Here is a 19,948-nt window from a genome sequence, read left to right as displayed (position 1 = left end):
CTACTCGACTATCCGCAGATAACAGCACAAAACAAAACCTCGGTAACTCATTGAGTCACTGGGGTTTTATTTTCGGGTTGGTTGCGGGGGCGTGCTTTGCTCTCAACTTGCGGCGCATCGATCTCTTGCACGCGGTGAAGGATTTGCGAGGCACTGAGGGACAAGCCGGGCTTTTTCGCACCACAGCGCAGATGGCTGTGGCGGCTCCGGAGCCGAAAATTTAAAATCGGGATTCGAGTCAACGGGATGGGCGGCACAGGCCATAGACTTTCTGCGTCCAAATTTTTCTGGAATAAATCATCAGGTTCTCCGGTCTGGAACTGCGTGAAGCGCGAATTATCGCCTTCTCCTCAGAGACTGGAGCTATCTCCATGAGCGATTTCGACAAGTCAGTCCCGCCACAACTCGATGCCGACGGCGTTGACCGACGCGGCTTCCTTGAGTGCATGACCTGGGCCGGTACCGGCATGTTGTGGACTCTAGCCGGCGGTTTGCCGTCTGCAGTGACAATGACGAAAGCCCTTGCTGCCACACCTAACACGCCATTCACCTTCCTGCAGATCAGCGACAGCCATATAGGCTTTGACAAGGCCGCCAATCCGGATGCGCGCGCGACGCTACGTGAGGCGATTGCCAAGATCAAAGCGCTGCCGATGAAACCGTCATTCATGATTCACACAGGCGACATCAGCCACCTGTCAAAAGACAATGAGTTTGACGATGCAGCCGAAATAATCAAGGAAGCCGGCATCCCCGTCTTCTACGTTCCCGGTGAACACGATCTGCTCGATGAGGGACAGGGACAATCTTACCTCAAGCGTTTTGCTCCCCAGTCCAAGGGAGCAGGCTGGTTCAGCTTCGACAGTCAGGGCATCCACTACATCGGCCTCGTCAACGTCGTGAACCTGCAAGCCGGCGGCCTAGGGAACCTCGGGACGGAACAGCTCGAATGGGTGAAAAAGGATGTTGCAGACCTCTCGGCGTCGACGCCGATTGTTGTCTTCGCCCATATCCCACTCTGGACCGTCTATCCCGAATGGGGCTGGGGAACTGTGGACGGTGCAGAAGCACTCTCTTATCTGAAACGGTTCGGTTCCGTCACAGTACTGAACGGCCATATCCATCAAGTCATGCAAAAGGTCGAGGGACGCGTTGCGTTCCACACAGCGCGCTCCACTGCGTTCCCGCAACCTGCACCGGGCACCGCCCCATCGCCCGGTCCGCAGACCGTACCTGCGGGCGACCTCCGGAAGTACCTGGGCATCGCGACAATCGACTTCGTTCGCAGCAGCGAGCCCCTCGCCATCATCGACCGGCCGCTCGCTGGCTGACTTTTCTCATTCGGAAGGTGGCGTGTCCAAGTCGGCCGAGATTGTCCATCCATGGAACCCGGCCAGCCCGGTCGCCAGATGCCAATACATAGAATCCCCCCACCGCACCCTTCGATAATCAGTCAATCGCATGAGGTTTATCTTGCTGACTTCCAACACGATTTTCTCGCGCCGTTCGCAAATCTTCGGCTTGGCACTGATTGCTGCCATTATGGCTGGCTTTCCCGTATTAGCCGATGATGCGCCGGCCGCAGCGCCATCTGGCACCAACACCAAGGTCAAGATCGACAACTTCACCTTCAATCCGGCACAGTTGACGGTCAAAGTCGGTACGACTGTCACGTGGCAAAATGTCGACGACATTCCTCACACGGTCGTCAGCATCGCTGCCAAGATGCGGTCGAAGGCGCTTGACACCAACGATAGCTTCTCCTTCACCTTCAAGGACACGGGTGAGTTCAGCTATTTCTGTTCGTTGCACCCGCATATGGTGGGTAACATCGTCGTCACGAGGTAAGTGTCAGGCGTCCGGATCAGGCTGCATGAGTGCGCATCCCGTACTCCCGATTGTGCCGATCGGCCCCAGGCCCGACTGGGTTCAAATGTTGCGCGCCTTTCTCCTCAGTTTGGTCTTCGCAACACCATCCGGCAACGCCAATACCGCCGCGGGGGTCAGATCTCCCGTGCCCGATGCTGCGGCTGCCGCAGATTTCCAGCGGCTGATCCTGCCGCATCTCGATGCCGCCTATTCCCTCGCCCGCTACCTGACACGCGACGCAATTGCATCCGATGATATTGTTCAGGAGGCTTATCTCAAGGCTTTCCGCCATTTCTCAGGTTTCCGTGGTGGCGATCCACGTGCCTGGATCCTAACAATCGTGCGCAATACAACGCGGGACTGGCAGGCCAGCCAAAGAATGGAGCGCCGTTATATCGCCCCTCTGCCCATCGCAAGCGATGACGAAGATTTGCGGCCCGATGCGATCGAGACCATCGCCGCCGAAATCGAAAGTGCAGAAGCCATGCTGGAACGAGACGGCGAGGATCGGCGTATTCGGGCGGTCATCGAGTTGATCCCCGATCGGTTGCGCGAAGTCCTGGTCCTGCGAGAAATGGAGGATCTGTCGTATCGTGAGATCGCAGATATCACGCAATTGCCGATCGGCACCGTGATGTCGCGGCTGGCTCGGGCGCGTGACGTTTTTTCCAAGATCTGGCGACGTCTCGAAACCGGGAAGGGAGCGCGATGACCGAACCGATCGACACCTCTCCCTGTCCCGAGTGGGTTCCCTTGTTGCATGGGTTGGCCGACGGCGAGCTTGACGCCGAACACGCTCTGCGGGTCGAACGCCATGTCGCAGATCATGCTCCTTGTGCTCGCGAGCTCGCCCTTATCCGCCAAACGCGGCAGACATTGAAGGAGGCCGATTTGATGTTCAGGGCCCCCGACGCACTTCGCGACCGTATCCTCGCCAGTATCGCCGTCGAAGCGACCGCTCAGACGACACAATTGCCCTGGTCAATTCTTCAACGCATACGGAGATGGTTGCGCCCAATCGAGCCCTGGAGTCTGCCATCTGCCTTTGCGGTGTTAGCGCTCAGCTTTATTCTCGTTGTGATGCCTCGTACTGGCACATTCTACGGCAGCCCCGACATTGAAGCCGAACTCGTGTCGGGCCATGTCCGCTCGCTGCTTGCTGGTCATCTGATGGATATCGCGACATCCGACAGGCACACGGTCAAGCCATGGTTCAACGGTCGTATCGACTTTTCGCCGCCTGTCATCGATCTGAAACCACAGGGTTATCCACTCAAGGGTGGCCGGGTCGATTATATCGGTGGCCGCGTTGTCGCGGCATTGGCATTTCAGCACAACGCCCACATTATCAATCTTTTCATCTGGCCGTCGATGGCGCCGGTCTCGGCTACCGACGAACGCAACGGCTACAATCTCATCGGGTGGACACAAGACGGCCTGACCTTCTGGGCGATCTCCGACCTCAACGCAAGCGAGCTCAAGACCTTCAAGCAGGAATTCAGTTCGGCAAGTCCGGACTGAGCCCCCCCGCCTTCTAGGCACCTCTCTGGCTCCGAGCTCATGGATTAGTAGGCAAAGGCCGCACCCATCTGGCTGCGGCAACAAGTTTGACGGAGAGGCGGACGATACGTTGGGACCACTCCCGAGTGGCGAGAAAACTCACGCTCTATTTTTCACAGTACGAACCGCCAATTGCGCGCGGCGCTTTGCCCCCTTGCGCTTCCAGATTTTGAACAGAAAAACCAGACAACTCATTGAGTTGATTGTCTATTTTTAGTTGCAGGGGCTCCCAGCCACCGATACCGACATTCGCTATCAGCATCAATCGATGCCAAACTTTCCAGACGGATTCTCGGTTCTGCTTTATTGGCCACGCCCACATCGGCAGGGTAGTGGCTGCAAGAACTGCTGTTTGTAACGCGATCTATCTTCGCAGACTCGCTCCAAGCGATGCTGGAGCCGCCGAAAGGTGACCGGAGCAAGGTAAACGTACGCCTTGCATGGGTACTCTGACCTTTCGAAGCACCCGACTCTCCCATTCAGATCACACCGCCCTAAGCCCATCGAGGAATTTGTCGCCTTCGGCCTCAAGGCTCGAGGATTCTGTGTCGGCTAATAATTCCATCAAGTCACGAGAGGCGGCCAGTAATGGCTGCTGCTCCATCGAATCCGACGATGTGACTGGAGACCGTGCGGATTAGCAAGACCCGCGCCCAGCGCCCCCTCACACAGCTTGCCAACGGCGATCCAATGCCGACAGCGGCAGCCATCAGCGATGACCAATCCCAGATATGAGCGCGCACTGAGGACTATGCCAGGGCCTCCACGGTCATCCTTTGTTGTCCGTTCTTAAGCGGGTTTAGTCCGGCTCCGATTGTCGATCTTCATGAACTCTCCATCAACTGTCGACGAGTCGTGTCGAAATCACTGGCAAGTTCGGGCGGTCGCTAACTGTTTCCGCCGGACTTTGCATGATGAGTACACTTCAATTGGGCAGCAATTCTTTGAGCCGCATAAGTCTCGTAAGGTTTTACCGAGAGTGAAATGAGCATTGCGCTGAGTTGTATCAATACTTAGCGCCGTCCATTACTCCAATCGCAGTCGCGTAAGAAGGTCTTATGCAGACGTCAGAAGCCACATCCGCCATTTCCTTTTTCACTCGCAATCGTACGGCGATAGTTGCTGCCGTCGCTTTCGCCGTGGCCGCGCTATCCATGACAGCGGTAGGCCGACTGCTGACTGATATCTCCCCTCATCAGCTCGCCAGCGCGGTCCGGGCCACGGGTTGGAAACAACTGATACTTGCATTGCTCCTGACCGCCGGAAGCTTCGGCGCATTATCGGTTTACGATATTTTGGCGCTGCGCTTTACCGGTATCAAAATGCGGTTACGCGTCGTGGCCCCGGCGAGTTTCTGTGCTTATGCAGTTGGCAACATAGCCGGTTTTGGCCCTCTGACCGGTGGTTCCATTCGCTACCGCTTCTATGCACCGCTCGGGATTGCCCCCGAAGCGATCGCTAGTGTAGTGGCCTATGTCACGATTTCGTTTGGCATCGGCCTTGTCTGTGTTGGCGGTGTCGGGTTGATGATAGCTGGGCCCGAAGTGGCCACACTAGTTGGTTTTCCACCCTTGGCGCTTAGGGCGCTCGCAGGTGCAACTGGGCTGATTGTTCTGTTGTCTCTTGCTTTCGCAGTGAGCCAGCGCAAACCGGTCAAAATCTTTGGGCGCTCGGTTCTCCTTCCTAGAACTAACGAGATAGCAGTGCAGCTTCTTGCCACTGCAGCCGATGTCTCCTTCGCGGCCGGCGTCCTGTATATTCTGCTGCCGACGGCCGACGTGAGCTATCCCACTGTTCTTGCTGTCTACGCAGTCGCCCTCGGCTTCGGCGTGCTTAGCCATCTGCCCGGTGGGGTCGGTGTGTTTGAGGCAATTATAATCTCGGGGCTCAATAACGTTATACCCCTTGAAGGCGTCATTTCGGCATTGATCCTTTACCGCGTCATCTATTACGTCATCCCTCTGCTGATTGCGGCACTGCTGCTCGTCTATATCGAGATACACAGAGCAACTGCCGCAAACTCTGCGCTAGCGGGTGCAATCGGAGGCGTCGTCCCGCTGATCTTGGGCGCACAGGCCTTGGTGCTCGGCGCTATGTTCAACTTCTTCGGCGTGCCTCCGCAATTCAACGCCTACTCTCGCCCTCTCTCGACCTTCACGGTGCTGGAGGAAGGCGCACCTTTCATCGGCTCCCTCATCGGGCTGCTGATGGTGGTGGTCGCCAGCGGCCTCCTTCGTCGTCTCAGTGGCGCTTGGCTGCTCGCATTTATCCTGGCACTGCTGTCGGTTCCGCTTGGTATTGCCAAGGGAATGGAGAGCGGTGAGGCAGCGGTACCAATCGCGCTGATCGCTTTCATTGCCTGCCTGATTATCAGCAGGCGTTTGTTCGACCGGCCATCGTCACTGCGGGATGCCCCGCTAACGCTAAGCTGGTGGCTATCTATTGCCGCTATCACGGGGCTGTTGGTTGGCGCGCTACTGTTCGCCTATAGCGCGGCTCCCGACAGCCACGCTCTTTGGTGGCAATTTGAATTCCTAACCAGCACACAACGCTCGCTCCGCGTTGCTTTTGGCATTCTATTGGTATTAGGCGTCTTCGCCGCCTACTATTTGATGCGGCCACCAAAAGGCTACGCTGAACCGGCTACAGTGGATGAGATCGCTCAAGCCCTCGCCATCTCTGCCACCCATCATAATCCTGAAGTCAATCTGATACGTATGGCCGACAAGAGCATAATGTTCTCATCGGATGGCAAAGGCTTTCTGATGTACGTTAAGCGCGGTCGTTCCTGGATCAGCTTGTTCGATCCAGTGGGAGGGGTAGCCGCCCGTACCGAGTTGGTCCGGAGATTCGTTGAGCTCGCCCGCGAACATGGGGGGCGGGCGGTCTTCTATCAAGTCGCAGCCAAGAACCTTTCCCACTATGCCGACCTTGGTTTGTCTGCCTTCAAGCTGGGTGAGGAGGCCGTTGTCGACCTTTCTACTTTTGATATCAAAGGCTCTCGGCGTGGCAATTTGCGGAATGCCATCAACAAAGCGGAGCGCGAAGGTGTCGTCTTCGAGATCATCCCTGCCGATGGAATCCCTGCGATCCTTAACGAACTTCGCTCCGTCTCAGATGCCTGGCTTATGGCCCGCAAGGCTAAGGAAAAGACGTTCTCAATTGGCGCTTTCGACGACGCGTACATGGTGCAGCAACCAGTGGCGGTGCTGAAAAAGGGCGAACGCATCTACGCCTTTGCCAATATCTTGCTGGCTTGCAATAAACACGAGGTGTCGATCGACCTGATGCGCTTTGAGCCAGCGGCGCCAAATGGCACCATGGAATTGCTGCTCACGCGCCTGCTGCTACATTTCAAGAGCGAAGGGTACGCTCGCTTCAACCTCGGAATGGCCCCGCTTTCCGGCCTCTCAGAAAGCCGCGCGGCGCCACTTTGGCACAAACTCGGCCGCGCAGCCTTCGAGTACGGCGATACCTATTACAACTTTCACGGGCTAAGAGCTTTCAAAAGCAAATTCGACCCGACTTGGGAGCAACGCTACATGGCCGTGGCCGGTGGGCTCAACTCCCTGCTCGCCTTGGCGGATGTGACATTCGTGATTGGAGGTGGCTTACGAGGAGTGGTTGCCAAATGAAGCGCGCCTTAAGCTTTGTGGCTGGCGTTGTCGCAATACTTGGCATAGCCATACCCGTCATTGTCTATTTCGTCTGGTTTCCTCGTCTCAACCCCGGCAACCCCGAAAAGCTTGCGCCTGTGGAGGTAATTACACCGCGTGGGGTGGCTGAAGGTATTGTGTTCTATTTGTCGGGTGCTGATGGTTATTCTATATGGGATTCCATTACAGCGCGACGGCTCGCAACCGAAGGTAATATCGTTGTCGGAATCGATACGCCCGAGACACTAAGAAAAGGCGTAAGAACGCAGGAGGATTGCGTTTACTTCGTCTCCGACATCGAAAAGATGAGTCACGATATTCAGCGGACCCTTGCCTCGCCCCGTTATCATTCGCCGGTGATTGCTGGTGCAGGCCTGGGCGGTACTTTTGCTCTGGGGCTGGCAGCACAGACCCCATATGCCACCGTTCTGCGCACGGTCGTCGTAGACCCTTTGCGGGTGCTTCCAATAGACAAGAAGCTCTGTTCAAGGGCTCCATATGTAAAAAGCGACGACGGCAAGGGGCTGATTTATGGCCTCCAACCAGGCGCGCTTCCCGATCCCATCGATGTCTATACCAGCAGCACAGCCGATCCTGATGGACTGACTCATGTCGATGAGCTCCGCACTGCTGGCTTTGAGATTGGGCAACACGCCACCCAACTGTCAGCGGCCGGCACACTGCGTTCGGCAATTGCCCGCGCTACCGACGGCCTCTCAAGGGAAGGGGATGCACTTGCCAAACTCCCCCTGACAATTCTTGCGGCCGAAGCCAAGTACGAAACTATGGCAATATTCTTTTCCGGTGATGGAGGTTGGCGCGACATTGACGCTCAGATTGGCGCTGCGCTCAAAGAGGCTGGCGTGCCTGTTATTGGCGTGGATTCGTTGCGCTATTTCTGGAACGAGGTCCAACCCCACGACGCGGCTTTTGATGTCAACGCCATTATCACCGCCTACAAGAAGAAATGGCACGTCTCAAAAGTGGCGCTTATCGGCTATTCATTCGGCGCCGACGTGCTGCCCGCGATTTACGACGCCTTACCAACCAAGTCGAAACCGAGCGTTTCGCTACTGTCGATGCTCGGCTATTCAGGCGCGCGCCAGTTCGAGATTCAGGTCGCAGACATCATCACTCAATCAGCCGGTAAAGCTGAGTCGACAACGCTATCAGAACTCAGAAAGATACCTGCCTCGATTGTCCAGTGTGTGTATGGCCGCGAAGATGAGGAAAATCTCTGTCATAAAATCGGTATGTCCGGTGTCGAATTGGTGGAGCGTCCAGGAGGACACCATTTCGACAATCGTTACGCACCGATCGCCGCCGCCATTCTGAAAAGACTAAGCGCTGGTTAACTATGTAGAATACGTCGGCCGGCAAGGCCGTGTAGATACGGGCGACCAGAACGGCCTAGCCGACCAGCATGGCCCCGAAGTGGTTGCGCTGGTAGGTGCCGGGGCGAAAAACAGATATCTGCCGAAGCCGCAGCAACGCTTCCACGCGCACGCCCGCCGGGGCGTGCCCGATGCCATACAAGACGAACCTCTGCGGCGAGAGCCGTCGCCTGAAGGAAATCGCTCTACTGCACTGCCTTGATGACAACCCTTTGGCCAACCAGAAGGGGAAGATCCCCGTCTACTGTCACAATAGCGCTGACAGTCCTTACGTCACTGCGCTCCGCGCTGGTTTGCTCGGCCTTGGTGACAACCGAAGACAATCGAGCGACACGCCCCTTGAAAGGCTGGCTCGACTGGTTTTCGGGAATAACGTCGACAATCATGTCTTGTCTCACACTCGAAAGAAATTCCTCAGGAATCTCTGCATGAACAACCTTCGGCAGGGCTGGCATGAGCGTAAATAACTCGGTCATCGCTTGGACGGAAACTGCCTCGCCAACTCTGATATTCTGATGGATTATCACGGCATCGGCCGGTGCCCGAACCAACCGAAGCTGGGACTCATATTGAGCAAGGCTATAACGCGCGCGCACCATTTCCAGGGTGGACGATGCCGAATCGAGTTCGACGAGCGAGGAATCATGCGCTTCGCGAGCCTCATCGAGCGCTTGATCCGAAACGGCTTGCCCAGCCGCGGCGCGCCGGAGCCTTTCAAGGTGCTTCGATAGATTTTTTTCTTTGAGTTGAAGCAGGCGGAATTGGCTTTCCGCTTGGGATACTTCCGCCTTTGCAATGCGCTCCGCGAGCTGCTCCCGCTCATCATCGAGCTGGGCCAAAACGTCGCCTGCTTTAACCCTCATGCCCTCCCTTGCCTTTACAGCGACGATAACTCCGTCGCGCTGTGGCGAAATCCTAACCATTCCGCCCTCCACTTCCACGACCCCGCGGGCAGCGGCGACAATCTGCGGAGAACCGTCCGTTCCGTCAGCGGTTTCTTTCGCGTTAGGGGAGCTAAGCATTACTCCAAGTACGGTCGCCAAGATCGTACCTACACCCCCAAAAACAACCAATGGACGCCGATAACGATAATATTTTCCGATGTGCATGGCCGCATCCTTGTTGGATCTAGAGTTATGTTCGGGGGCGCCGGAGATCTCGGCGAAGCTTGCCATCTTCCATCTCCAGAATACGATCCGCTTGCGAGAAAAGCCGCAAATCGTGAGAGACACATAGAACGGCAGAGCCGATGCGGTGGGCAATCGCTCTTAGAATTGCCACGACCCTTTCACCATTTTCCCTGTCGAGGGCACTGGTCGGTTCATCGGCAAAAAGAATCGCCGGCTTCTTAACAAGTGCCCTGGCGATTGCCACTCGTTGCTTCTCTCCACCGGACATTTCGGCCGGGCGGAGATGTTTACGATGGGAAAGGCCAACGCTATCCAGCGCGCGCTCGGCCCGCTGCCTCGCGCGCTCTTCTGGAATCTTCAAGTAATCCAGTGGAATCTGAACTTGCTCGACCGCGGTAAGTCCTGGAAAAAGATTGAACCCTTGAAAGATGAATCCGCATTTGTGAAGCCTAAAGGCATCTCTCTCCTGGTCGGATGCGGCGGTTAGAACAAAGTCTCCCGATTGTACTGTGCCGCGATCTGGCTTGGTCATGCCGCTCAACACGGCTAATAGGGTGCTCTTTCCGCAGCCGGACGGCCCCGTCAAAAGCGTGAATTCACCGGCCGATATCTCCAAAGAGATTGTATCCAGCGCTCGCGTATGAACGTTCTGAATATTATAGTTCTTGCTGATGTCTTGAGCGCAGATTGCCAAGGTCATTCTGTTATCTCAAAAGCGTTGCCGGGTCGGTTTCACGCAGTCTTTGGATCGCAATCACACAAGCGAATATAGCCACGAGTAAAAGAGCTACGGACGCCCCCAATATCGTCGTAAGACGTAGATCATACGGTATGCTAAAGATTTCGGCAAATGTCGATATGATCAAACTTACAGAAAAACTAAGAATAAATCCAAATATACCAACCCACGCAGCTTGCTCTATCACAATGACGCGGATGTCGCCGAAAGACACGCCGAGGGCGCGCAGTGTTGCATATTGCGGCACATTACCGGCGACGGCCGATAACAATGTTTGGCTGGTAATAAGCGCCCCTATGAAAAGGGCAATAAGTGTTGCGAACACAAAGGCTATTCCGGCCCCAGACTCCATTAGCATATAGTTTGTGGAGATTGCCGCTAAGTCATCCGCCTTCCACGTCTCTATACTAGGAGAAATAGAGTACTTATTGAGGCGTTCGAGAATGGTTGTTTCTGCCTCGGCGGGTGCCGCTCTGCTCAGATAATAGGTAGCGCCACCCGACGATGGCAAAGTACGATCGAGCGCTATTGCTGTATCCAAAGATGTTACAATATTGACTCCCCCCAAGCCACGTAACCCGCGAATGAGTCCGATAACGCGAACCTTTCTGCCACTGATCTCAGCTGTTTCACCGGACTTAATGTCCAGTTTATCGCTGTCGCCTTCGTCAACAACGACAGTATCCGGTTCCTTGAGGGCATTTCTGAGCGTCGACGGAACGACACGGGCTAGAGCAAGGGCGCCAGCGTTGACATCGATACCAACAATAGTGACGCTGACACCGCCGCTGCCTGTTCTGCGCCAGTCGCCCGAGCCAAGAAGAAAGGCCTCGACATTGGCAATTCCCTTATCCGAGTACAAGTTGGAGACCGCGTCGGCCATGATCGTGCGGCCAAGCTCTACGCTTTGGGTGCCCCGAAACCCAGTCCAGAAGTCGGCCCGAGACGCAGTGACATAGAGTGAGTTTACCCCGACGATTCCAAGCAAAAGTGCGCCTTGGCATATTATCAAGACGCCGGAGAACGCAACGGCGAATACAGCCGGCAGGAACCTTCGCCAATCGTAAAGCAACGATTTTCGCGCAATGGATACTGACATAGCTATTTCTTAATCTGAAGTGCAGATACAGTATCCGCACCAGCGGAGCCTAACTCTGGACTGACGCCTATTGCTTTATATAAAGCAATGGCGGCCCGCCCTTCGCTTTCGATACATTCAATCAGTAGGCGTTGGCGATCAAGAGTCGCAATCCGGCTTTCCAAATACGCTTGGGTTTCGATCAGGCCTTCGTGCGCAAGAAGCTTGTTGCGGGCTTCAGCCCGGTTGGCAACCTCCATTTGCTTCCTGGTCTGAGCCGTACGGTCTTTTGCATCTTCAAATGACCGTAGCGCACTTGAAGCCTCTTCATAGGCTGTGAGAACAGCTTGTCTGTATGCTGAGATCGCCTCGTCAAACAGAGCGCGCCGCGCCGCAACAACACCCTTTCGCCTCCCGTAATCAAAGATGGGAAGTTGAAGCGATGGCCCGCCCATCAATCCGAACAATGATCCTTCCACCGGCGAACCGATACCAACCATGCCCGAGAGGTGAAGTTTGGGGTAGAGGTCGGCTTGAGCAAGGCCGACTTCTGCACCCGCCCTAAAGGCCAACAATTGGGCTCGCCGCACGTCCGGCCTCATTCGCAAGAGATCTGTTGGGTGTTCCCGGACGGCGATCGCAGAAATAATCGGTTGTCCATGCCCGGAAAGAAGAGAGGCATCGGGCAATGCATTTCCTGTGAGGGTTGCGATTTGTTGTAGTGTGTCTTGAATAGACGTCCTTAATAGCGGCTGGCGGGAACGAGCCTCTTGCAAAATTGCATTTACGGAGTCGACGCTATCAACTGTCGACAATCCCGACGCGCGCTTGTTCCCAGCGATATTGGCGCTTTTCTCAAGCAGTCCAATTATCGCGTTATTGTTCAGCTGCATTTGCTGAAGGGCACGTAAATGAAGGTAACCGGCCGCAATCTCGGCGGCAACAGCCAGCTTCGCGGCTTTGACGTCGGTTTCCAGCATAGCTGTTTCCATGTCAGCAGAAACCGCCGTATCTCGAGATTGGCCGAAGAGAGGAATTTCCCACCCGGTCTCTAAATTCAGTTGCACGGGTCGACGGCTGAAATCGTCTTTTGGTGTTGTTCCTGAACCAGCGGCCGCCAGGCTCGTCATAGTTGCTTGCGGGAAGAAGCTCGCCAGCGCGGATGCGTTCAGCGCCCTCGCCGCCATCAGCCTGGACTTTGCCTGATCGATCGATAGGTTACTTGACATCGCCCTATCTACAAGGGCCGAAATTTTGGCGTCGTTAAAGGCATCAGGCCAACGTACAATAGCTTTTGCCTGGACATTGGAAGTAATAGATTGCGCGCTGTACTCAACGGGTAGACGCGGCGCGGTCACATGTGATGCGGATCCATCGGCTTGACATGCCGATAGCATGAGCAAAACTGGTAGGAACCAGAGATTTTTGTTCCTAATAATCATCGGCCTCACGCATAATATTACTCGCTGGGACCCTACATAGCTGCTGTCGAGAATCGATGGAGATTGTGCGAACGAAGAGTGGGTCCTTCGCGATGTCGCCCAGATGCATGGGGACCTGGAGAATGTCCGGCGAACTCTGGTTCGCCAACATGCTCCAGTCCCTTGTTGTCGCATTGTTTTTTTCACGGAAAGCCGACTTTTTCTTTTCCGTACAAGGCACTAGTCACCCGATGGTGGCGCAATTCCAAGCGATATATGCGGCATGGGCCAAGGCTGTCCTCAAGCTTCCGGCTGGCAGCGAATTCGCGCCCACTATTGGAAAACATGACCTCAGTTGTGAGGAGGACGTCGACACTATGAACGACGTATCACCCCGCAGCATCTCGGTGCGATGCAGCAGGGCGCCACGGCTTGGTGCCTCGGTCCTATGTTCATTTCGCAAGAGCGCGACGCTGTCTGGGCTAATGCAGTGGCTTCGACTGCACCGCAAGCGTTCCGCACGACTCGCTTGAGGCGGCTGCAGAGCGTCTCCGGGAGCGACCGTGCGCACTCGTTTCATAATGTCGAGCCGGTCACAGCTTATCTGATCTGCCTCGCGGAATATGCATCATATCTCGACGGTGCCTTCACAATCAGCTTTTAACCTGCATGAACAAACAGGATAGTTCAACACAGTCTATCTAGTTTAAATCCTATCAATGTCGAGGTTATTTAATGATTCCGGAGAATTTAGCTTTATTGGATGCTGTCTTATTTCAGCATTCCATCGTATTTTGATGCTATATTCCGGTCACTCGACAATGACTTTTTTCTGCGACTTTGACGGTACCGTTGTTACTGATGATGTAACCGACCTTGTGCTTGAGCGCTTTGCCCTTCCTGAGTGGCGGGACATCGAGGCGCGCTGGGAAGCGGGTCTGATCAATTCCGCGGAATGCATGCAGGCGCAGATCCGCCTCATCCAGGCTGGTCGCGAGGAGATAGACGCGTTTCTTGAACAGGTGGAAATTGACCCAGGGTTCAAGGATTTCAAACAGTTCTGCGACCGCCATGAGATTCAGTTGGTAATCGTGAGTGATGGGGTCGACTATTTTATACAGCGGATCCTCGCTCTCCACAGTATCTCCGGCATCAGGATCATAGCCAATCGTCTCGTTGAGACGGAAGCCGGCTTTGACCTCGATTTTCCCTACGCCCGGCCAGACTGCCGTGTCGCCGCTGGCGTTTGCAAATGTGCCGTTCTCGAGGGAAGCGGCCCACATCTCTACGTCGGCGACGGACGTTCGGATTTCTGTGTGGCCCACAGCGCCAACATGGTTTTCGCCAAGCACAAGCTTGCCGCGTACTGCCGGCGGAAAGCTATCCCACACGTTGTCTACAGCGATTTTTTCGATGTGCTCGACGCGATGCGTTCTTACGTCAGTTTATCGCAGCCATCGTCACGCCAGTTCTCTCTTTCCCAACAGCTTTGACTGGAGAAGTCCATGCTGAAAACATTCGAGCCAAACGAAACCAACTTCGCGCCAAGCGAGGACGACCTGCGAGCCCTCGAAAATCTTTATTGCTCCTATGGCGATACGGTCCATTACACTGAATATCCGAAGTTCTTCGAATCCTGCGAAGGATCTTTCCTGTTCGACCGGGATGAGGTGCCTTATCTCGATTTGCAGATGTGGTACTCAGCGGTCAATTTCGGTTACCGGAACGAGCGTCTCAATGCCGCCGCCCATCGGCAGCTCGACAGGTTGCCGCAGGTCGCCTCGCAATATCTTCATCGGGAAAAGGTCGAGCTGGCCGCTCTCATCGCCCAGGATGCGGAGCGCAAGTTCGGTCATAAGGGACGCGTTCACTTCAACGTCGGTGGTTCGCAGGCGATCGAAGATTCACTGAAGCTCGTGCGCAACCACTGCCGCGGCAAGAGCCTGATGTTTGCCTTCGAGGGCGGCTACCATGGCCGCACGCTGGGCGCGTCGGCGATCACCTCCAGCTATCGCTATCGCCGCCGCTACGGCCACTTCGGCGACAGGGCGCAATTCATCGAGTTCCCCTATCATTTCCGCGGCCCGCGCGGCATGTCGAAGGAAGAATACGGTCACCTTTGCGTCCAGAAGTTCGCCCGTCTTTTCGAAAGCGAATACAACGGCGTTTGGGATCCCAAGACCAATCAGTCCGAGTATGCCGCCTTCTATGTCGAACCAATCCAGGGCACGGGCGGCTATGTAATCCCGCCGCTGAACTTCTTCAGCGAACTCAAGACCGTGCTCGACGAGCACGGCATCCTGATGGTGGTCGACGAAATCCAGATGGGCGTCTACCGCACCGGCAAGCTCTGGTCGATCGAGCATTTCGGGGTTTCGCCCGACGTTCTGGTGTTCGGCAAGGCGATTACCAACGGCCTCAATCCGCTGTCTGGCATCTGGGCGCGCGAGGAGATGATCAACCCGACCGTGTTCCCGCCGGGATCGACGCATTCGACCTTCGCCTCCAATCCGATGGGGACGGCCGTCGCGCTCGAAACCTTCCGCATGATCGGCGAGGAAGATTTCGGTGCCGCGGTCACGGTGCGTGGCAAACGCTTCCTGGATGGTCTCGAGGTGCTGAAGAGCCGCCACGCGATCGTCGGCGATGTCGACGGCCTTGGTCTGGCGTTGCGTATGGAGATCTGTGGACCGGATGGCTTTACGCCTGACAAGGCGACGCTCGACTGGATGGTCGACGAGGGCATGAAGGGCGACATGATGGTCGACGGCCGCAGCTACGGCCTCGTTCTCGATGTCGGCGGCTACCACAAGAACGTCATCACCCTGGCTCCGAACCTCTTGATATCGGACAGCGAAATCGACCTGTCGCTCGACTTGCTCGACCAACTGCTGGATCGCGCCGAGCGGAGGTGAGGCGATGCAGCTTTACCTTCTTCACCTCGACGAGGCGCTGGAGACGCAGGCCGAGTTTGTCCGAACTTGCCTGATGGCTGGTTGCCGGGAGATCGATGCGCGCGACCGGGGGCGGGAGTTCCGCCTCTGGGCGCGCGAGACGGTGGTGGATGATCTCCACCGCTCGCTGCGTCTCAACCTTGCCGGGGCGAAGAAGGAGCCGAAGCTCTGCTTCACAGGGTCGGGAGACTTTCACCATGTCTCCAGCCTACTGATCGACTTGGCGCTTGATGAGGCTGAAGAGGCCGTCACGATCGTCCATATCGATAATCACCCCGACTGGGTGCATTTTTCGGACGGCTTGCACTGCGGATCGTGGGTAAACCGCGTGGCCGATCATCCGTCAGTAGCCCGGGTGATTACCGTCGGTGTTTGCAGCGACGACCTGGTGTCGCCAGAGCGAAAGGGCGCCAATCTCGATCTTCTGGAGCGTAGACGACTCGAACTCTACCCCTTCAACCACGCTCCAAGCCGCGTGAAGCGTCACCTGGAGGGAGGTTACGGGTTTGACCAGAGATCCGGCTACCTGCACTGGCACACCATCGGAGACCTTGGTTTTGATCGCTTCCTTGATCTTCTGATGAGGCGCATCGACACCGAGGCCGTTTATATTAGCCTCGACAAGGACGTTCTGTGTCCCCTCGACGCGGTCACCAATTGGGACCAGGGGCAGATGAAACTCGCTGAAGTCCTGTGTCTCGTGAGCGAAATAGGCCGGAGCCATCGCATCATCGGGGCGGACGTGACAGGCGATTACTCGCGACCGCGCTACGGCGGCAATGCCTGGACCAAGCTGCTGAAGCGCGGTGAATGTTTTCTCGATCAACCGCGCAACGCACGCCCCGACGTGGAGACCATCACCATAAACGGTGCCGCCAATTACGCGCTTCTCAATGTCTTCGGAGCGATGATGCCATGATTGGCGGACTGACGGCTGCGCAAGTCGGTGTCATCGGCTTCTGCATTCTAACCGAGACTGGCCGGGAGGTCTGTTTCAAGCTTGCCGCGCGGAAGTATCCGTTCGGCTTCAAGGTATTTCTCAACCCAATCACAGCGTTCGGCGTCATCTTCTGGTTCGTTGAGCTTGTCGCCTGGAGTTGGGTGCTCGGTACCGCCCCCTTATCGATCGCTTTTCCGCTGATGTCGGCGAGCTACGCGACCATCGCGCTGGCAGGCGCGGCTCTCTTCGGAGAACGCATCAATCGGCGCCATGCGCTAGGCGTCGCCATGGTGATCGTCGGGGTTGCGACCGTCGGGTCTGGTGGGATTTAGAGGTCTCAATCGCAATCATGAACACAAAAGCTGGCGACTCCCTTTCCTATTTCATGCCCGGCGATAATGGGAACGGCGTTGTTCTCGTCCATGGGCTCACGGGAGCGCCGTCGGAAATGCGGCTCGTTGCCCGCCAGTTGCAGCGTCGCGGCTACAGCGTCTATGCGCCGCTCCTGGCCGGGCACGGCAAGGATGCGGCAACGCTGCGCCGAACGAACTGGCGCGACTGGCTGGACAGCGTCAGCGAGGCCATCGCCGATTTCGCGCCGGAAGTCGACGGGCTCTACACGGCCGGCATTTGCGTCGGCGGGCAGTTGGCCTTGCTAGCCGCCGATAAACAGCCCAATGCCGTTCGCGCCGTTGGACTTTACTCACCGTGTTTCAATTACGACGGCTGGGCCATTCCCAGGTTCAAGGCGTTTATTTCTCGTCAGGCCGCTTGGGTTTCGAAGGTGCCGTTCGTTGGATTGCTTGATTTCGGCGAGCCTCCCTCGCTCGGGATCAAGGACGAGCGTGCCCGGCGGCTGGTCGCCGGAGCCGCAGCAGAGGGGATTCTCGAGCGCTTCCCGGCCAGCAGCCTCGCGGAGATGTACCGTCTCGGCCGAGAAATGCGCAGACGCCTTCCATTGATCCAGACGCCGACGCTGATCGTGCATTCCCGTGAGGATGATCTCGCCAGTCCCGATCATGCCCAATACATCCATGAACACATCGGCGGCCCCAGCGAACTCCACCTCATCGATGACAGCTATCACATGATCCACGTCGATCGTCAGTATCGCGATGTCGCCGATCAAACCGCCAACTTCTTCGAGACCTGCCATGCCGCCTGATGCGCTGTTGCGCCCCGTTATCCGCATGGACGAGGCTGTGTTCGACGTCTATGACGATCTCAGCGATATCGATCGTCAGCAATGGAATGACTGCTTCCCCGGCGAGGCCGAGGGCTATGATTATCTGCGCGCTGTCGAGCGCGCGGGCATCCCCGGCTTCGAGTTCCGTTATGTCGTGGGAAAGGCAGGCGGCCAAGTTGTCGCCGCCATGCCGGCTTTTCTGACCCGCTACGGTCTTGAGACCACATTGGACAATCGACCGTTCCGCGATGCAGTGATGCGTATTCGTGGTCTCTGGTCCAATTTTCTGATGCTTCCGCTTGCTTGTCTTGGCTCACCATGCACGGAAACAGGACATCCCGGCTTTCATCCAGACATTGCGACAATATATCGCGCAGAGCTGTTTGATCGTCTCATGGCCGCCTTCGAAGCGCATGCCCGAACCGCCGGCTATACGCTTCTTGCCCTCAAGGACATTCCCCAGTCATTGCCCAGCAATCTTACAGAAGCGATCACCGCACGAGGCTATGCGGAAATGGCCGGTTTGCCGACGGCAGTCCTCGATATCGATTTCCCGGATCTCGACGGTTACCTGTCAGGTTTGTCGGCGGCAACTCGCAAGGACATTCGCAGAAAGATCAAAGCGAGGAACGGAATACGCATCGAGAGGCGATCCGACCTCGGCCCTTATAGAGAGCGAGCCTTGGAGCTCTATCGGCAGACGCGTGAACGAAGCGACTGGCAGTTCGAGGATCTGACGCTTGCCTATTTTGAAGGAATTCTCGCGGGAATGCCGGGGCAGTCGTTCGTCACGATGTATCTTGTTGATGATGAACTGCTCGCGACCAATTTCCTGATCCGCAACGAACGAGCGCTCATCGATAAATTCTTTTGCATGGACGCCGAAAAAGGCCGCCCGTTCAATCTATATTACTTGAGCTGGATCGACAACGTCGAATACTGCCTAAGTGAAGGTCTGCAGCATTATCAGAGTGGTCAGGCTTACTATGAGAACAAGGTCCGCCTCGGCAGCCGGCTCGGCGCCAACAGCATGTTCTTCCGGCATTCCACTCCGTTGATACAACGAGCCCTTCGCTTCGCCGCGCCCTATTTTGCCATTGAGGCGCCCGTAGCAAACCGCGTGGAGGCCGACTGAATGTCCAGATGGCTTTGGATGACCTGGCTGACAATTCCCGTTTTGAACACGCTACAGCAGCTGTTTCTCAAGCTGGGTGCTGACGCCGCATCATCTGCCGCGAGCTCAGGCTGGTTTGGCAGCCTGCTTGCCTCGCCCTGGTTCACCGCCGCCGTGGTTGCGGAGATTGTCTGCTTTATAGTCTGGATGACCGTACTGTCGGAACTCGATCTTAGCCTGGCATTCCCGCTCTCAGCGACAAGTTATGTCTTCGTCATGTTGGTAGCGTGGATCGTCTTTGGCGAGCGCCTGGAACTGAAGAACCTTGTGGGCAGCCTAGTTATTCTCTGTGGCATTTGGTGTCTGATGACCGCATCGCGCTCGACGACAAGTAATGACTATTCATCAACCGAAACCTCGCGAAGGTGATGATTAGCTGCGTGCAACTCAAATTGAGAGTTCGCATTCCCAGAGAAAGGTTGCCTGTGGATTTCGATATCGCCCAATCCCTCATTGCCGTTGCCCTGAACGAGGCGGCCAAGAGCGGATTCGCAATCTCGATTGTGGTGCTTGATGCAACCACCTGTCCCGTCGCGTCCACGCAAATGGCCGGCGGGGTCAGCGGGTCGGTGGAAGTTGCTTACATAAGGGCGGTAAGCGCCGCGTTCCATCTTGGCAACACGGATGACGCCGGCCCGGCCCTGCAATCGCAGGCGAGAGCAGCCTCAATGCCGCAGGTGGTGCTCGGTCGACCTCGATACCATGGCGGTATCGGGCTGCGCGACAAGGTAGGGGGCGTGGTCGGCTGGGTCGGCGTGGCCGGTACGGACGAGGCGGTCGATGAAGCTATCGCCCGCGCTGTAGCTGCATCATTTGTCAGTTGATGGGCAAGATGAGTGGACGGCGC

The 19,948-nt window shown here is 56.3% G+C and carries 18 protein-coding genes; 14 read left to right on the top strand and 4 right to left on the bottom strand.

Annotated features, from left to right (window positions below; translation table 11 throughout):
- Nucleotides 1–371 precede the first annotated feature (371 nt).
- The 6 genes from G522_RS0110615 (at nt 372) to G522_RS26455 (ending at nt 8,440) form a co-directional block, all read left to right on the top strand.
- Nucleotides 372–1,331 (top strand): metallophosphoesterase family protein, encoded by a 960-nt coding sequence (locus G522_RS0110615; protein ID WP_026791012.1) that lies wholly within the window; start codon nt 372–374, stop codon nt 1,329–1,331.
- A gap of 211 nt (nt 1,332–1,542) precedes the next feature.
- Nucleotides 1,543–1,848, top strand: a complete 306-nt coding sequence (locus tag G522_RS0110610) for a cupredoxin domain-containing protein (protein ID WP_156886915.1) — start codon at nt 1,543–1,545, stop codon at nt 1,846–1,848.
- 25 nt (nt 1,849–1,873) lie between these two features.
- On the top strand, nt 1,874–2,581 hold the full coding sequence (locus G522_RS26460) for a sigma-70 family RNA polymerase sigma factor (RefSeq protein WP_245586640.1): 708 nt from the start codon (nt 1,874–1,876) through the stop codon (nt 2,579–2,581).
- Nucleotides 2,578–3,390, top strand: coding sequence for an anti-sigma factor family protein (locus tag G522_RS0110600; RefSeq protein ID WP_026791010.1), 813 nt, complete (start codon nt 2,578–2,580; stop codon nt 3,388–3,390). The genes G522_RS26460 and G522_RS0110600 overlap by 4 nt, the downstream gene beginning before the upstream one ends.
- Before the next feature lie 1,097 nt (nt 3,391–4,487).
- Nucleotides 4,488–7,064 (top strand): bifunctional lysylphosphatidylglycerol flippase/synthetase MprF, encoded by a 2,577-nt coding sequence (mprF, locus tag G522_RS0110590; RefSeq protein WP_026791009.1) that lies wholly within the window; start codon nt 4,488–4,490, stop codon nt 7,062–7,064.
- A complete protein-coding gene (locus G522_RS26455) occupies nt 7,061–8,440 on the top strand; it encodes an AcvB/VirJ family lysyl-phosphatidylglycerol hydrolase (RefSeq protein ID WP_051228524.1) in 1,380 nt (459 codons plus the stop codon). Before mprF ends, G522_RS26455 begins: the two co-directional genes overlap by 4 nt.
- 224 nt (nt 8,441–8,664) lie before the next feature.
- On the opposite strand, the gene G522_RS0110580 is transcribed toward G522_RS26455, so the two are convergent.
- The 4 genes from G522_RS0110580 to G522_RS29535 form a co-directional block, all read right to left on the bottom strand.
- Nucleotides 8,665–9,654: an HlyD family secretion protein gene (locus tag G522_RS0110580; protein ID WP_051228523.1), complete on the bottom strand. Its 990-nt coding sequence runs from the start codon at nt 9,652–9,654 to the stop codon at nt 8,665–8,667.
- A complete protein-coding gene (locus tag G522_RS0110575) occupies nt 9,614–10,309 on the bottom strand; it encodes an ABC transporter ATP-binding protein (RefSeq protein WP_026791007.1) in 696 nt (231 codons plus the stop codon). The genes G522_RS0110580 and G522_RS0110575 overlap by 41 nt, the downstream gene beginning before the upstream one ends.
- 4 nt (nt 10,310–10,313) lie before the next feature.
- On the bottom strand, nt 10,314–11,231 hold the full coding sequence (locus tag G522_RS0110570; protein WP_245586639.1) for an ABC transporter permease: 918 nt from the start codon (nt 11,229–11,231) through the stop codon (nt 10,314–10,316).
- Between the two features lie 218 nt (nt 11,232–11,449).
- Nucleotides 11,450–12,868, bottom strand: coding sequence for a TolC family protein (locus tag G522_RS29535; protein ID WP_169453508.1), 1,419 nt, complete (start codon nt 12,866–12,868; stop codon nt 11,450–11,452).
- Between the two features lie 800 nt (nt 12,869–13,668).
- On the opposite strand from G522_RS29535, the gene G522_RS0110555 reads away from it, so the two are divergent.
- Genes G522_RS0110555 through G522_RS0110520 form a run of 8 tightly spaced genes read left to right on the top strand, consistent with a single transcriptional unit; the run spans nt 13,669 to nt 19,925 of the window.
- Nucleotides 13,669–14,340, top strand: coding sequence for an MtnX-like HAD-IB family phosphatase (locus G522_RS0110555; protein ID WP_026791004.1), 672 nt, complete (start codon nt 13,669–13,671; stop codon nt 14,338–14,340).
- A gap of 12 nt (nt 14,341–14,352) precedes the next feature.
- Complete coding sequence (locus G522_RS0110550) at nt 14,353–15,762, top strand: aspartate aminotransferase family protein (protein WP_036838860.1); 1,410 nt, start codon at nt 14,353–14,355, stop codon at nt 15,760–15,762.
- Between the two features lie 4 nt (nt 15,763–15,766).
- Nucleotides 15,767–16,720, top strand: coding sequence for an arginase family protein (locus G522_RS0110545; protein WP_026791002.1), 954 nt, complete (start codon nt 15,767–15,769; stop codon nt 16,718–16,720).
- A complete protein-coding gene (locus G522_RS0110540) occupies nt 16,717–17,073 on the top strand; it encodes a DMT family transporter (RefSeq protein WP_026791001.1) in 357 nt (118 codons plus the stop codon). Before G522_RS0110545 ends, G522_RS0110540 begins: the two co-directional genes overlap by 4 nt.
- A 17-nt stretch (nt 17,074–17,090) precedes the next feature.
- On the top strand, nt 17,091–17,906 hold the full coding sequence (locus G522_RS0110535) for an alpha/beta hydrolase (protein ID WP_051228521.1): 816 nt from the start codon (nt 17,091–17,093) through the stop codon (nt 17,904–17,906).
- Nucleotides 17,896–19,062: a GNAT family N-acetyltransferase gene (locus G522_RS0110530; RefSeq protein ID WP_051228520.1), complete on the top strand. Its 1,167-nt coding sequence runs from the start codon at nt 17,896–17,898 to the stop codon at nt 19,060–19,062. The genes G522_RS0110535 and G522_RS0110530 overlap by 11 nt, the downstream gene beginning before the upstream one ends.
- An 18-nt stretch (nt 19,063–19,080) precedes the next feature.
- Complete coding sequence (locus G522_RS0110525; RefSeq protein ID WP_051228536.1) at nt 19,081–19,470, top strand: EamA family transporter; 390 nt, start codon at nt 19,081–19,083, stop codon at nt 19,468–19,470.
- A gap of 11 nt (nt 19,471–19,481) precedes the next feature.
- Nucleotides 19,482–19,925: a heme-binding protein gene (locus G522_RS0110520; RefSeq protein ID WP_169453506.1), complete on the top strand. Its 444-nt coding sequence runs from the start codon at nt 19,482–19,484 to the stop codon at nt 19,923–19,925.
- The last annotated feature ends 23 nt before the right edge of the window (nt 19,926–19,948 follow it).

The organism is Pleomorphomonas oryzae DSM 16300 (genome assembly GCF_000422965.1).
GTDB classification, from domain to species: domain Bacteria; phylum Pseudomonadota; class Alphaproteobacteria; order Rhizobiales; family Pleomorphomonadaceae; genus Pleomorphomonas; species Pleomorphomonas oryzae.
This window is presented reverse-complemented; position numbering and strand designations above follow the sequence as displayed.

Coding starts and splice junctions, on each gene's coding strand:
- G522_RS0110545 (WP_026791002.1), top strand. CDS start 15,767: ATGCAGCTTTACCTTCTTCACCTCGACGAGGCGCTGGAGACGCAGGCC.
- G522_RS0110540 (WP_026791001.1), top strand. CDS start 16,717: ATGATTGGCGGACTGACGGCTGCGCAAGTCGGTGTCATCGGCTTCTGC.
- G522_RS0110550 (WP_036838860.1), top strand. CDS start 14,353: ATGCTGAAAACATTCGAGCCAAACGAAACCAACTTCGCGCCAAGCGAG.
- G522_RS0110600 (WP_026791010.1), top strand. CDS start 2,578: ATGACCGAACCGATCGACACCTCTCCCTGTCCCGAGTGGGTTCCCTTG.
- G522_RS26455 (WP_051228524.1), top strand. CDS start 7,061: ATGAAGCGCGCCTTAAGCTTTGTGGCTGGCGTTGTCGCAATACTTGGC.
- G522_RS0110530 (WP_051228520.1), top strand. CDS start 17,896: ATGCCGCCTGATGCGCTGTTGCGCCCCGTTATCCGCATGGACGAGGCT.
- G522_RS0110610 (WP_156886915.1), top strand. CDS start 1,543: ATGGCTGGCTTTCCCGTATTAGCCGATGATGCGCCGGCCGCAGCGCCA.
- G522_RS0110525 (WP_051228536.1), top strand. CDS start 19,081: ATGACCTGGCTGACAATTCCCGTTTTGAACACGCTACAGCAGCTGTTT.
- G522_RS29535 (WP_169453508.1), bottom strand. CDS start 12,868: ATGATTATTAGGAACAAAAATCTCTGGTTCCTACCAGTTTTGCTCATG.
- G522_RS0110615 (WP_026791012.1), top strand. CDS start 372: ATGAGCGATTTCGACAAGTCAGTCCCGCCACAACTCGATGCCGACGGC.
- G522_RS0110575 (WP_026791007.1), bottom strand. CDS start 10,309: ATGACCTTGGCAATCTGCGCTCAAGACATCAGCAAGAACTATAATATT.
- G522_RS0110535 (WP_051228521.1), top strand. CDS start 17,091: ATGAACACAAAAGCTGGCGACTCCCTTTCCTATTTCATGCCCGGCGAT.
- G522_RS0110555 (WP_026791004.1), top strand. CDS start 13,669: ATGACTTTTTTCTGCGACTTTGACGGTACCGTTGTTACTGATGATGTA.
- G522_RS0110570 (WP_245586639.1), bottom strand. CDS start 11,231: ATGGCCGACGCGGTCTCCAACTTGTACTCGGATAAGGGAATTGCCAAT.
- mprF (WP_026791009.1), top strand. CDS start 4,488: ATGCAGACGTCAGAAGCCACATCCGCCATTTCCTTTTTCACTCGCAAT.
- G522_RS0110580 (WP_051228523.1), bottom strand. CDS start 9,654: ATGGCAAGCTTCGCCGAGATCTCCGGCGCCCCCGAACATAACTCTAGA.
- G522_RS26460 (WP_245586640.1), top strand. CDS start 1,874: ATGAGTGCGCATCCCGTACTCCCGATTGTGCCGATCGGCCCCAGGCCC.